Annotated in this window: 14 protein-coding genes; 6 read left to right on the top strand and 8 right to left on the bottom strand. The window is 74.3% G+C overall.

All coding sequences use genetic code 11. The features are described 5' to 3' along the window. Positions 1-157: 157 nt before the first annotated feature. Entirely contained in the window at positions 158-1,513 is a 1,356-nt protein-coding gene (locus A2U95_RS24820) for a dipeptidase (RefSeq protein WP_166026953.1), read from the bottom strand. A 437-nt stretch (positions 1,514-1,950) separates the two neighbouring features. On the opposite strand from A2U95_RS24820, the gene A2U95_RS24815 reads away from it, so the two are divergent. Next, positions 1,951-3,105, top strand: coding sequence for a geranylgeranyl reductase family protein (locus A2U95_RS24815; protein ID WP_240958037.1), 1,155 nt, complete (start codon positions 1,951-1,953; stop codon positions 3,103-3,105). Between the two features lie 112 nt (positions 3,106-3,217). Then, positions 3,218-3,460, top strand: a complete 243-nt coding sequence (locus A2U95_RS24810; RefSeq protein WP_166026948.1) for a hypothetical protein — start codon at positions 3,218-3,220, stop codon at positions 3,458-3,460. A gap of 86 nt (positions 3,461-3,546) precedes the next feature. On the opposite strand, the gene A2U95_RS24805 is transcribed toward A2U95_RS24810, so the two are convergent. The 4 genes from A2U95_RS24805 to A2U95_RS24790 form a co-directional block, all read right to left on the bottom strand. Beyond that, complete coding sequence (locus tag A2U95_RS24805) at positions 3,547-4,242, bottom strand: response regulator (protein ID WP_166026946.1); 696 nt, start codon at positions 4,240-4,242, stop codon at positions 3,547-3,549. Between the two features lie 4 nt (positions 4,243-4,246). Further along, positions 4,247-5,470 (bottom strand): sensor histidine kinase, encoded by a 1,224-nt coding sequence (locus A2U95_RS24800; RefSeq protein WP_166026944.1) that lies wholly within the window; start codon positions 5,468-5,470, stop codon positions 4,247-4,249. A gap of 25 nt (positions 5,471-5,495) precedes the next feature. Then, positions 5,496-6,383, bottom strand: coding sequence for a CPBP family intramembrane glutamic endopeptidase (locus tag A2U95_RS24795; RefSeq protein ID WP_166026942.1), 888 nt, complete (start codon positions 6,381-6,383; stop codon positions 5,496-5,498). Positions 6,384-6,730: 347 nt separating this feature from the next. Next, positions 6,731-7,192 carry a MarR family winged helix-turn-helix transcriptional regulator gene (locus tag A2U95_RS24790; protein ID WP_166026940.1) on the bottom strand — a complete coding sequence of 154 codons (462 nt, stop codon included), beginning with the start codon at positions 7,190-7,192 and terminating at the stop codon, positions 6,731-6,733. A gap of 80 nt (positions 7,193-7,272) precedes the next feature. Between A2U95_RS24790 and A2U95_RS24785 the strand changes: the two genes are divergently transcribed. From A2U95_RS24785 to A2U95_RS24770, 4 genes are all read left to right on the top strand, one after another. Next, positions 7,273-7,644, top strand: coding sequence for a VOC family protein (locus A2U95_RS24785; RefSeq protein WP_166026938.1), 372 nt, complete (start codon positions 7,273-7,275; stop codon positions 7,642-7,644). A 169-nt stretch (positions 7,645-7,813) separates the two neighbouring features. Further along, on the top strand, positions 7,814-8,155 hold the full coding sequence (locus tag A2U95_RS24780) for a PadR family transcriptional regulator (protein ID WP_166026936.1): 342 nt from the start codon (positions 7,814-7,816) through the stop codon (positions 8,153-8,155). After that, the gene (locus A2U95_RS24775; RefSeq protein WP_166026934.1) at positions 8,152-8,928 is read left to right on the top strand and encodes a hypothetical protein; all 777 of its coding nucleotides are present in this window, start codon (positions 8,152-8,154) and stop codon (positions 8,926-8,928) included. Before A2U95_RS24780 ends, A2U95_RS24775 begins: the two co-directional genes overlap by 4 nt. Positions 8,929-9,093: 165 nt before the next feature. Next, on the top strand, positions 9,094-9,948 hold the full coding sequence (locus A2U95_RS24770) for a DUF4184 family protein (protein WP_166026932.1): 855 nt from the start codon (positions 9,094-9,096) through the stop codon (positions 9,946-9,948). On the opposite strand, the gene A2U95_RS24765 is transcribed toward A2U95_RS24770, so the two are convergent. The 3 genes from A2U95_RS24765 to A2U95_RS33980 form a co-directional block, all read right to left on the bottom strand. Beyond that, positions 9,938-10,180, bottom strand: a complete 243-nt coding sequence (locus A2U95_RS24765; protein WP_166026930.1) for a hypothetical protein — start codon at positions 10,178-10,180, stop codon at positions 9,938-9,940. The two genes, A2U95_RS24770 and A2U95_RS24765, sit on opposite strands and share 11 nt — an antisense overlap. A 139-nt stretch (positions 10,181-10,319) precedes the next feature. Next, the gene (locus tag A2U95_RS24760; RefSeq protein WP_240958034.1) at positions 10,320-11,270 is read right to left on the bottom strand and encodes a DUF6777 domain-containing protein; all 951 of its coding nucleotides are present in this window, start codon (positions 11,268-11,270) and stop codon (positions 10,320-10,322) included. Between the two features lie 152 nt (positions 11,271-11,422). Then, complete coding sequence (locus A2U95_RS33980; RefSeq protein WP_338104483.1) at positions 11,423-12,022, bottom strand: contact-dependent growth inhibition system immunity protein; 600 nt, start codon at positions 12,020-12,022, stop codon at positions 11,423-11,425. Positions 12,023-12,343: the final 321 nt, after the last annotated feature.

Here is a 12,343-nt window from a genome sequence, read left to right as displayed (position 1 = left end):
GGGTCCGCCGCGCCGGGTCCGCGGGCGCCGCCGCCGTGCCGCCGCCGTGCCGCGCCCGCCGCGGGTGACAGCCCCTCGTCCCGGACGGGTACGAGGGGCTGTTGGGTCGCCGCGCGGCGGCGCCGGCCGCGGCGGGCGAGGGCGTGCCGTGGTGGCGTCAGCCGGCCGCGTACATCTGGAGGAAGAGGGCCTCGGCGACCGAGAGCCGCTCCAGCTCCTCCGGGGAGACGCTCTCGTTCGGCGCGTGGATCTGCGCCTCGGGCTCGCTGAGGCCGATCAGCAGGACCTCCGCCTTCGGGTACAGCGTCCCGAGGGTGTTGCACAGGGGGATGGAGCCGCCCTGCCCGGCGAGCTGCATCTCCTGGCCCGGGTAGGCCTCCGCCATGGCCCGCGCCATCGCCGTGTAGGCCGGACTGCCGGTGTCGGCGCTGAACGGCTGGCCGTGGCCGACCTGCTCGACGACGACCCGGGCCCCCCACGGGGTGTGGCGCTCCACGTGCGCCCGGAGCAGCTCGGAGGCCTCCGAGGCGTCCACACCCGGCGGCACCCGCAGGCTCACCAGCGCCCGCGCGCTCGCCTGCACCGACGGCGTGGCACCGACCACCGGCGGGCAGTCGATGCCCAGCACGGTGACCGCGGGCCGCGCCCAGATCCGGTCGGCGACCGTACCGGAACCGATCAGTCCGACACCGTCCAGCACCTTGGCGTCGGCGCGGAACTGCTCCTCGTCGTACTGGAGACCCTCCCAGACCGTGTCACCGGTCAGGCCGTCCACCGTCGTCGAACCGTCCTCGCCGCGCAGCGAGTCCAGGACGCGGATCAGCGCCGCCAGCGCGTCCGGGGCGGCGCCGCCGAACTGCCCGGAGTGCAGGTTGCCCTGCAGCGTGTCCATCTGGATCCGCACCATGGTCATACCGCGCAGGGTGGCCGTGGCGGTCGGCAGGCCCACCCGGAAGTTGCCCGAGTCGCCGATCACGATCGCGTCCGCGGCCAGCAGGTCGGGGTGCTCCTCGGCGTACCGCTCCAGGCCGCCGGTGCCCTGCTCCTCGGAACCCTCGGCGATCACCTTGACGGTGACCGGCACGCCGCCGTTCGCCTTGAGGGCGCGCAGCGCCAGCAGGTGCATGATCACGCCGCCCTTGCAGTCGGCGGCGCCGCGCCCGTACCAGCGGCCGTCCCGCTCCGTGAGCTCGAACGGCGGGGACACCCACGCCGCCTCGTCCAGCGGCGGCTGGACGTCGTAGTGGGCGTACAGCAGCACGGTCCGGGACCCCGCGGGGCCGGGCAGGCACCCGTACACGGACTGCGTGCCGTCCGGGGTGTCGAGCAGGGCGACGTCCTGGAATCCCTCCGCGCGCAGCGCGTCGGCGACCCAGTTCGCGGCGCCCTCGCTCTCGCCACGGGGGAACTGCTCGAAGTCGGCGACCGACTTGAAGGCGACCAGCTCGGCGAGTTCCTCCTTCGCTCTCGGCATCAGCGAGGCGACGGTCGCGGCGACCGGGTTCGACGACATTGCGGGGCTCCTCGTAACTCTCGGGTCTCACGTCGGACCGTCCGTGCGGGCCGCCCGCACGGATCCGGGCGGGCGGTGCCGCCCGGTGGCCGGCACAGCGGCCCCGCACGGCGGTCCCCCATGAGGGGATCGCGCACGCAGGGCCCTGTACGGGGACGGGCGGACGCGTGTGGTTCCGCGGTCCGCACCGTCGATACTCCCACAGCCACCTGCGGCGATCGCCGCCGTAGGATGCGGTGGACAGTTCGGCAGGCATCTTGACTGGTGATCGGGAGCGGTTGGCGATCGTGAGCGGCGAGAACGGGCAGAACGGGCAGAACGGCCGGGACGGCGCGTCGGACCCGGCGCGGGAATCCGGGGACGGCGAGCCGGCGCGGACCGCGCGGGCGGAGGACCCGGCCGGCCGGGGAGCGGGCGACGAAGGCGTCTGGGACGTCGTGGTGGTGGGGGCGGGCCCGTCGGGATCCGCCGCCGCCTACGCGGCCGCGGTCGCGGGACGGCGCGTGCTGCTGCTGGAGAAGGCGGAGCTGCCCCGCTACAAGACCTGCGGCGGCGGCATCATCGGCCCTTCCCGGGACGCCCTGCCACCCGGCTTCGAGCTCCCCCTGCGGGACCGGGTGCACGCGGTCACCTTCTCCCACAACGGCCGATTCGCCCGCACCCGCCGTTCCCGCCGGATGCTCTTCGGCCTGGTCGACCGCTCGGAGTTCGACCACCGGCTGGTGGAGAGCGCCCAGAAGGCCGGGGCCGAACTGCGCACCGGAGTCACGGTCTCCCGGATCGAGCAGCACGGCCCCACGGTCCCCGACCGCCGCACCGTCGCCGTGGTGCTCCAGGGCGGCGAGACGCTGCTGGCCCGCGCGGTGGTCGGCGCCGACGGCAGCGCCGGCCGGACGGCGGCCCACGTCGGCGTCAAGGTGGGCCAGGTCGACCTGGGCCTCGAGGCCGAGATCCCGGTGCCGGAGACGGTCGCGGAGGACTGGCGCGGGCGCGTGCTGATCGACTGGGGTCCGCTGCCCGGCAGCTACGGGTGGGTGTTCCCCAAGGGCGACACCCTGACCGTCGGCGTGATCTCCGCGCGGGGCGAGGGCGCGGCGACCAAGCGCTACCTGGAGGACTTCATCGGCCGGCTCGGCCTGGCCGGTTTCGAGCCCGCCATCTCCTCCGGCCACCTGACCCGCTGCCGCACCGACGACTCGCCGCTCTCCCGGGGCCGCGTGCTGGTCTGCGGAGACGCGGCGGGCCTGCTGGAGCCGTGGACCCGCGAGGGCATCTCCTTCGCGCTGCGCTCCGGACGGCTGGCCGGCGAGTGGGCGGTGCGGATCGCCGAGGCGCACGACGCCGTGGACGTGCGGCGCGAGTCGCTCAACTACGCCTTCGCGGTCAAGGCCGGTCTCGGCGTGGAGATGAGCGTGGGACGGAAACTGCTGGCCGTCTTCGAACGCAGGCCCGGAACGTTCCACGCCGCGATCACCGGCTTCCGGCCCGTCTGGCGGTCGTTCGCCGACATCACCCGCGGCGCGACCACCCTCGCCGAGATCGTCCGCTCCCACCCGCTGGCGCAGCGGGCGCTCACGGCCCTGGAGCGGTAGGCGCGGAGGGGTGCTCCGGCGTGGGGCCGGCGCGTGGGAGGGCCGGTCCGGTGCCGGGAAGGGGCACGGGTTCGCGCAGAAGCCTTCCGAGCGAACCCACGGCCTGAAGTCCGTGCGGGAGACGGGGCTCGCGGACGTCCTGCAGGCCGACCGGGACCGCAACGACGACATCGACCACACGACGACCGTCACCGGGAACACGGGCAAGGACCGCCACCTCGGCCACCACACGCCCAGCACGCACGACCGGAGCACGAGGAAGACCCTCGCCGAGTACCTCCGGGCCTGGTGGTACGCCCACCGCGCCTGGGACGTCGACGGCGGGCCGAACCCGGAGGCAACCGTGCGCGGGTGACAGGTACTTCAGGCCGGCCGTTGCCCACGCGGTGGAGCCGGGCTCCGACCGGGCGGGCGGCGCCGAGGGCTCATGGCCGTGCCGGCTCACGGCGTGCCGGACACCAGTCCGACCCGGTGGGCGAGGACGACGGCCTGGACGCGGTCGCGCAGGCCGAGCTTCGCCAGGATGCGCGACACGTAGGTCTTGACGGTCTCGGGCGTGATGAACATCGCCGCGGCGATCTCCGCGTTCGACAGCCCTTCGGCGATCAGCTGGAACACTTCCAGCTCGCGGGGGGTCAGCGCACGCACGACGTGCTGCCTGCCCGGCCGGGAGGTGCCGGCCGGTCGCAGGTGCTGGGCGAAGTGGCCGATGAGGTGGCGGGTGACGGCGGGTGCCAGCAGGGCCTCGCCCCGGGCGACGGTGCGGATGCCGTTGACCAGCTCCGCCGGGGGCGCGTCCTTGAGGAGGAAGCCGCTCGCTCCGGCGCGCAACGCGTCGTAGACGTAGGCGTCGACGTTGAACGTGGTGACGACCAGTACCTTCGGCGCGTCCTCGGCGTCGGGGCCGGCCAGTTGCCGCGTCGCCCGGATGCCGTCGAGCAGGGGCATCCGGATGTCCATCACGACCACGTCGGGACGCAGCAGCCGCGCGGCCCGTACCGCCTCGTGGCCGTTCTCGGCCTCCCCGACGACCTCCATGTCGGGCTGCGCGGAGAAGATGGTGACGTAGCCGGTCCGCACCAGCGCCTGGTCGTCGCAGACGAGCACACGGATCGGTGGCGGCGGCGCATCGCTCACGGGGTCACTCCTGAACGGGCTCGGACGGAATCGTGGCGCGGACCTCGAACCCGCCCTCGGGCCGGGGGCCGGCCTCCAGTTCACCACCGAGCATCCGCACCCGTGCACGCAGCCCGGCCAGCCCGCGCCCGCCCTCGGGGCCCGGTTTGCGTATGACCGGTGCGGCGACCGGTCCGTCGGTGGCCACCTCGATCCCGATGTGCTCGTCGCCGTGCCGGAGCAGGACGCGTGTCGGCTTCCCCGCCGCGTGCTTCATGGCGTTGGTGAGCGCCTCCTGCACCACCCGGTACGCGGCCAGCTCCACGTCCACGCTTGCCGGCCGCCGCTCACCCCGCTCGGCGAACTCGACCGGCTGGCCCGACCTGCGGGCCTGCTCGACCAGGTCCCCCACCCGTCCCGGGGCGGGCGCCCGGCCCGCACCCGCCGGGTCCGCGGACGCCGACCCGCCGGTCGCCTCCAGGACGCCGAGCAGGTACCGCAGTTCCGTCAGCGCCCGGCGGCCGGTGTCGCTGACGGCCGCCAGCCCCTCGCCGGCGCGTTCCGGCGCGGACGTGAGCAGGAACTGCGCCGCGTCGGCCTGGACCACCATGGCCGTCACGTGGTGGGTGACCACGTCGTGCAGCTCGCGGGCGATCCGCGCCCGCTCGGCGGCCGTGGCCACCTCGGCGGCCAGCCGCCGCCGTTCCGCCTCCTCCGTCCGCCGTCTGCGCACTGTGTTCCCCACCAGCCAGGCCGCGGCCGGAGCCAGCCAGAACGCGACATAGTCCGGCATCGACTGCGGTGAGCCGAGGCGGTCCAGGACGCCGGCCAGCACGGCGTAGCCCGCACTCGCCACGACGACCAGGGCGCGGCGGAAGCGGACCTGGTGGGCCCCGGCGGAGTACAGCGCCAGATACAGCCCCACGCTCGCGAACGTCGTCGCGAAGCCCAGCGCCTGGTGCACGGCGAACGCGCCCGCGACGACGGCCGGACAGGCCGCGGGCCACCTGCGGCGGACCGCCAGCGGCAGGGTCTGGGCCAGGACCAGCCCGACGCCCAGCGCGTTCGCCGGCCGCTCGGGCAGATCCCCGATCTGCGCACCGACGGCCGACAGGGTCGGCACGAAGGCCAGCAGGGTGAGCGCCAGGGCGAGGACGCCGTCCTTGAGGAGGGCGTCCCGCTCCTGCCACCGGCCGAGCGGCGCACGGAGCAGCCGACGGCCGCTCCGGCGCGCCTGACGGAACATCACTTTCGTCTCCTCCGGTCGGCCTGTCTCAGTGGCCCGCGCGCCGGCGGGTCGTGATGCCACCGCCGCGGTGGGCGAGGACGAGCATCGGGACGGCGAGAGCCACGCTGATGAGGACGGGCACCAGCGACGCCTCCAGGCCGAAGCCACCCCCGGTCAGGAGGGCGGAACCGTGGACGCCGACGGTGAACAGACCCTCGGAGGTGTGCCCGGAGACCGGGATGCCGAGCAACTGCTCCGCGGTGTTCCAGGCGAAGTGCAGGCCCACGACGAACCAGATGCTACGCCGCCACAAGAACGCGGCTCCGAGCAGGACGCCCGCCTCCACGGCGATCGCGAGTCCGCTCCACGCGCTCGCGCCCTGGGCTCCCAGGTGGGCGACGCCGAAGAACAGCGAGGTGATCACGATGGCGGCGCGGCTGCCCCACAACTGCTCCAGGGCCTGCAGGGCGAGCCCGCGGAACAGCAGCTCCTCGGTGACCGCGGCGCCGATCTGCACCACGACCGCGGCCGTGACGACCGACACGAAGCCGCCGCCCGCCCAGGAGAACGAGTAACCTCCGAACGCCGTGATCACAAGGGCGGAGACGAGGACGAAGCCCAGACCGGTTCCGCCGCCCAGCAGCGCCTCCCGGGCGGCTCCGCGCCGGGCGACCTCCGGCGCGGGGCGCCGTGCCACACGGCGCATGACCGACCGGTACACGGCCACCGCGGCGACCGCGCCCAGCACCGGCACCGGGCCGGGTCCCGTCGCCGTCACGGCCGAGACCAGACCGACGCCGGCCGCGCCCGTCAGCATCCAGCCGAGCGGAGAGCGTGCGATCCGGCCCAGTCGGCCGTCGCACCCGTCGCGCCCGTCGCGGTCCTCGTCCGGGCCGGAGCCCGTGCCGTGCGGTGTGGCGGACGTCGTACCCATGGTGGCCTCCCCGGCAGTGGTCACCCCCGCGGCGACCTGACGACCACGCTAGGAATCCGCCGGCGTCCGCGAATCACCCGCGCATGGACAGCGCCTGTAGCTCTCACGGGGGATGCGCCACCCGCCCCCGCTTCCCCGGTCCGCTCCGCCGCGGGGCGCGGCCGACGGCCGGCAGGCGTGTGGCCCCTCGAGGGCCCTGGTGTCGTGGTCCGCCGCTCCGAGGCCGAGGCAGTCGCCCCGGCCCGCCGGCTCGAGCGGCTCAACGGCAGTGCTCCGGGCCGCGTCCGTTGCCTTGCGGTCCGGGGCCGTCGCCTCGGACCGGCCGCAGGCGCTCCGCTGCCGGTCCGTCAGTCGCCGAGGGCTTCGGCCATCGTGTCGAGGTCGGCGAGCAGGGCCGTCAGGCGGTCCGGGGCGACTTCGCCGATCATGCGCTGCTCAATGGCATAGACGGCGCCACGGGCGGCGTGCAGGCGTTCGCGGCCGGCCGGGGTGAGGTGCACGGGCAGGGCGCGGCCGTGCTCGGCGGAAGCCGGGCGGGTGATCAGGCCGGCTTCCCTCAGGCCGCGCAGGACGACGTTGGCGGACTGCCGGGTGACGAACGTGCCGCGGGCCAGGTCGGCGTTGGACAGGCCGGGCTGTTCGTCAAGGAGTTCCAGGCAGGAGTACTGCGGGACGGTCAGGCCGTGGTCGCGCAGTGCCCTGTCCATGGCGGAGCGCAGCGCGGCCGAGGTGCGCTTGAGGCGGTATCCGACGTGCTCGGTGACGTCCTGGGCCGGGTGTGGTGGGGGAACGGGCATCCGATCTTCCATGTCAGCATTTTGACATGCGCGAGGGGACGCGCCTACAGTCCTTGATGTCAAAGTCCTGACATCTGATTCCCGGAGGAACCGTGACCGCCACCGTCGAGGGTCCCGACTTCATCGCTCTGCAGGTCACGGACCTGCCCGCCGCGGCGGCCTTCTTCGAGGAGCACCTCGGTCTGCGCCGCGCCCCCGTCTCACCGCCCCACGCGGTGGTCTTCGCCACCACCCCGATCCCCTTCGCCGTCCGTGAGCCGCTGCCGGGCACCGACCTGACCGGCGACTCGACCCCAGGCCTGGGAGTGGCGCTGTGGCTGCGCACCGACGACGCCGCCCGGCTGCACGCGCAGCTCGTCGCGGCAGGCGTCGAGGTGGTCGGCCCGGTGCGGGACAGCCCCTTCGGGCCGACGTTCACCTTCACCGGCCCCGAGGGCTACCGGCTCACCGTCCACGGAGGCTGATCACGGCCACCGCCGTCGCCCGCCCGGCGTCATCGCCGCACCGGCGCCACACCGGCGCGGCACGGGTGGGGCACGGGTGCGGCGGCCCGGTCGACGCGCGGTCGGCGCGCAGCGGACAGCCGCCCGGGCAGCTTTGCCCATGGGTCGCCGAGCGGCATATGTTGACCGGATGAGCGAGCGCCCGCTGCAGGAGCCGACCCTGCTGATCCTCACGGCACTGGCCGACCGGCCCCGCCACGGCTACGCCGTCACGCAGGAGGTGAAGGCGCTGTCCCAGGGCCGTGTCGTCCTGCGGACCGGCACGCTCTACGGCGCCTTGGACCGTCTCCTGAGGGACGGCCTGATCCAGGTGCACCGCGAGGAGATCGTCGACGGGCGGGCCCGGAAGGTCTACGCCCTCGCGCCGTCCGGGCGGGAGACCCTGTCGGCGGCGGCGCAGCGGATGGCGGCGACGGCCCGCGAGGCCACCCGTCGGCTCGGGGTCTCCGGCCGCGCGGTGACGCAGGCGTGATCGGGCTGGTCCTGCGCCTGTATCCGCGGCGGTACCGGCTCGAGGCCGGGGAGGAGATCCTCGCCGTCCACCGGGAGTCGGTGGCCGGCGCCCGCGTCGTGGACCGGTTCCGGGAGGCCGCCGACATCGTCGGCCACGCCCTGCGGATGCGGCTCGGGGTGAGCTCCGCGACCGGGGCCGGACGGCTGCTGGCGGAGGCGGCCCCGCAGGTCGCCGGTGTCGCGGCGGCCTACTGCGGACTGCACCTGAGCCGCTGGTACGTGGCGGCCTCCCTGTCGCCCGCCCCCTTCCCCGCCTTGGACGCCGACACCTGGACCGTGCGCCTGCTCGCGTCCGCGCTGGTGGTCGTCGGCACCGTCACGGCACTGACGAGCAGGTGGCGCGCGGGGGCGTGGGCGGCCGTCGTCGGACTGGTGGTCCTGGCGGTCGCGACCGTCGTCAGCGGGCCCGCCTTCGGCGATCCCGTCGTCACGCCCGCCATGGCGCTGCTCGCGGCGCTGGCCCTGGCGGCCGCCCCGCCGGATCTGCCGCCGGGGACGCGGGCCCGTGCCACGGCCGGGGCGACCGCCGCCGCGGTGTGGCTCCCCGTCACCGCGCTGTACGCCGGCGCGCTGCCGGTGAGCACGGACCACGGCCTGTGGCCCCTCCTGGTGCTCGCGGTCCCCGGTGCCGCACGTGCCTTGCGGCACAGGTCCCTCAGGCTCACCGGTACGGCCGCGACGCTCCTGGCCTGCCCGCTGTTCCTCGCCTACGCCCACACGATCGGGCCCTGAGGCGCCCGGCCGGTCCGGCGCACCACCGCCGCAGGTGCTCCGGATCCCCGCATCGCTCCATGGTCAGTTGAACGACATATACTCCCGTGCGTCCTGTCCTGGTCCAGGACGCCGGCCCGCGTGCCCGCCTCCGGGACGCGCCGACACCGGGGTGACCTCCTCTCCATGCCGTTCACGCTCTCCCACCCGGCAGCCGTACTGCCGCTGCTGCGCCACCCGTTCTCGCCGGCCGCCCTGGTCTGCGGGACCCTGGCTCCGGACGTGCCGTACTTCCTCGGCGCGGCCGGTGTCCCGGTGAGCGCGCAGTCCTGGTACGAGCCGCTCCTCAACGCCACGACGTCCCACCAGTTGTCCGGGGTCGCCGTCCCGGCGGTGTTCGGGGCGACGCTGCTGGCGGCGTACGCGCTGGTGCGGCGACCGGTGGCCGCCCTGCTGCCGGCCAGGCTCTCCTCCGCCGACGGACACGGACACGGACACGGACGCGGACGCATGGACGTGCGGCGGGCGGGCTGGGTCCTGCTGTCCCTCGCGATCGGCATCGCCACCCACCTGGCGTGGGACTCCTTCACGCACGCCGACGGATACCTGGTGACACACCTCGGCGTCCTGCGGTCCCGCCTGGCCGGCGACCTCACGGTGGCCCGCGCCGCGCAGCACCTCAGCACGACCGCGGGCCTCCTGGCCGTCGCGGTCTTCCTGTGGCGGAGGCTGCGCGGCGCACCGGCGGGACGCGGAGGGCGGGATACCCTGCCCAGGACCACCCGCCGGGTCGTGCTCGCCGCCCTGTCCGCCGCCGTACCGGCCGGCGCCGCGGCCAACACGGCCCCCCTCTCCGACTACCGGGGAGGCCCCGGAGCGGCCGACCGGAACGGCGCGCGGGACGTGACGGAGGCGGTGTTGTCGGACTGGGCCACGGGCGGCGCCGCCGCTCTGGCCTGCGCGGTCCTGGTGTACGCCGGGGGGTGGTGGACGCACAGGGCACTGCGCCGCGCCGTCCGCCGGTCGGCGTTCACGGGGTGAGCGCCGTACGGACCAGGTCGAGCGTGAGCCGCGCCGTGGCGGGCGGGCCCTCGCGGGATGCGCCGAGCCGGGCCCGCGCCGATCGGCGCGGGTGGTTCACCGCGCCGCCGGCATCCTGCCGGAGCAAGCGCTCGCTGTACTGGTCCGGGCACCTGATGCCCGGCTCCGCCTCCACTTCGCAGACCTCCGCTTCTGAGGTGCACTGCTTCGACCCGGCCGTCGTCGTCACCATGGAACAGATGCTGCACGCCATGAGGAACGTGGAGGCCACCGCCCCGCTCGGAGGCTGCCCTCGGGGCCTCCAAGTGGGGCGGTGACCACATCACGGCTGTCCGGGCGCTTGAGCCGGGCGGGCCGGGGGCCATGGCTCCCTACGTGTTGCCGCCCCCGGTGGGTTGCGGCGGCGGCTGGGTGCCGGGCGGTGGCTGGGTGTTGGGCGGCGGCTGGGTGCCGGGCGGCGGCGTGCCCGGGTTCGGTGGCGTCGACGTGCCCGTCGGGGACGAGGTGCTCGTCGGTGAGGAGGTCTCGCCAGGCTTCGGGACTTTGCGGTCCTTCCCCTTGCCGCCCTTGCCGCGCTCGAACCACTCGCCGTTGTGCCCGCACAGTACGAGAACGACGACCGGCTGCGGTGCGGGCGTCACCACGACGACGCTCGACGGGTTGTACCCCGGCCATGATTGGCCGGTCGTCGCCGGTGCGCTCTGCTGGGCGACCGGCGGGGACAGCGGGTTGCCGCACGCGCAGCGCACCCGGGGCACGCCGCGGTCGTCGACGAGGACGGCCGTGCCCGTCTGGAGGACCGCCTGGTAGCTGGTGGGGGCACCGTCCTTGTACCCGTGGTTGGTGACGCGGGTGTCCATGCGCAGATTGACGGGGGTGAGCGAGCGCAGGTAGTCGGGGACTTCGGGCGGCTGGATTTCGGCGACCGAGGCGAACGCGCTCTGCTTGTCCGGGGCTTCCTGGAAGAACGTGATCTGCTTCTCCACGTCACAGCTGGCGATGTCGAGGGTGCCCCCGTACAGGCCGGGAGTGTCGCCCTGGAAACCTTGGATGGCGTTCTGCGGCGTCGACGCTGTCGCCGAGGGGGAAGGCGACGCCGTCACCGAGGGAGAAGCCGGCGGGGCGGAGCTCCTCTCCTCCGCCGTCGAGTCGGTGAACGTGTCCGGGCCCGCGTCCGCCGCGGGCTGGAGGAAGACCTCACCACTGGACGTGGCGACGCTGCCGTCGGTCGCGTCAGCGCCGCCGATGTGGCGCCCGGACAGCACCACGGTCACGATCATGCCGGCCACCACGGTGGTGGCGACGATCGCGACTCGGGGCACGGACCGCCACCACGGGCGGCGGGGCCCCGGCTCCTCGCCGCCTCCGCCCGGAGGCGGCGAGGGCGGGCCGCCGCCCGGGGGCGGCTGGGTGGGATCCGAGGGCGGTCCCGAGGAAGATCCTGTGGGGCGGCCGGACGGTGGCGGATCGATACTCACGAGTTCCTCCTCCTGCGCAAGCTCGTGCAGGCTTCACCCATATGGGTCGTTGTCGGCATATGTGATGTTTTCTTCACCAGGAGTATTGTGTGCCCGATCCCCGAACCCCCCGCAAGTTGACGCCGACGGACCCTTCGGTGAGGCGCCCGGTGGAGGGTTTGCTCAAGCCCGGCAAAGGCGTTGGACATGGCGATGGGTGATGAGGCAGGTCGCGAGGCCGAGGAAGACGTCTCACGACGCCAAGCCGTCAAGCGGCAGCGGCCGGGGCGGTGTGGGACATCTGCCCGGGCGTTCGGACTCGTCGAGGTGGAGGGGGAGCAGTTCGTGCAGCTCACCGGCGAGGCCGGAGACGAGTAGCGGATCGATGGAGGCGGGGCTCGGTGGTCGGCGACGGCATCGTCATGGTCGTCGAACTCGTCGGGCACGGCCTGGGAGAACCAGCCGCTGAGGAACTGGCCGAGCTCCGGGAACCGGGCGTGCCACTCCCCGTGCGTGACGGGAACGGCGGGTGGCGGCACCTCGCTTCCTCGATGCTCCGCCTGATGTGGTCGGCGGGGGTGCGCAGCAGCCCGCGCAGGGCTTGTGGCGTCGCCCATCCGATGACGGGAGTCAGGACAGCGGTCATCGCCCGCTCGCCGGGGAAGAGCACGAGGGCGGACTGGGCCTCGGCGGTGAGCGGAGTCAGGAACGCGTCGCAGAAGGGCTGCTCGGACTCGGCAGCGGCCTGGAAGGAGTCCTCAAGGGTCGCGTGATCCCCCTCGTACACCCGGTTGACACCGAAGCCGGCAAGGTGCGGGAACCTGACATCGATCTCCCAGCGGGCCATCGGCAGTTGGCCGTGGTCGTCCGCCGGTCGCTGGTCCGGTGCCCGGAGCTTCCCCGTCAGGGAACGCAGGCACGCGGCGGCATCCGTTCCG

It is taken from the genome of Streptomyces chilikensis (assembly GCF_001642695.1).
GTDB classification, from domain to species: domain Bacteria; phylum Actinomycetota; class Actinomycetes; order Streptomycetales; family Streptomycetaceae; genus Streptomyces; species Streptomyces chilikensis.
The sequence above is the reverse complement of the archived record's forward strand: the minus strand, read 5'-3'. Positions and strand labels throughout refer to the sequence as shown.

Excerpts from the sequence above, each read along its gene's own strand:
- A2U95_RS24820 (WP_166026953.1), bottom strand. The coding sequence starts at position 1,513 with ATGTCGTCGAACCCGGTCGCCGCGACCGTCGCCTCGCTGATGCCGAGA.
- A2U95_RS24795 (WP_166026942.1), bottom strand. The coding sequence starts at position 6,383 with ATGGGTACGACGTCCGCCACACCGCACGGCACGGGCTCCGGCCCGGAC.
- A2U95_RS24790 (WP_166026940.1), bottom strand. The coding sequence starts at position 7,192 with ATGGAAGATCGGATGCCCGTTCCCCCACCACACCCGGCCCAGGACGTC.
- A2U95_RS24780 (WP_166026936.1), top strand. The coding sequence starts at position 7,814 with ATGAGCGAGCGCCCGCTGCAGGAGCCGACCCTGCTGATCCTCACGGCA.
- A2U95_RS24770 (WP_166026932.1), top strand. The coding sequence starts at position 9,094 with ATGCCGTTCACGCTCTCCCACCCGGCAGCCGTACTGCCGCTGCTGCGC.
- A2U95_RS24765 (WP_166026930.1), bottom strand. The coding sequence starts at position 10,180 with ATGGTGACGACGACGGCCGGGTCGAAGCAGTGCACCTCAGAAGCGGAG.
- A2U95_RS33980 (WP_338104483.1), bottom strand. The coding sequence starts at position 12,022 with ATGGGCGACGCCACAAGCCCTGCGCGGGCTGCTGCGCACCCCCGCCGA.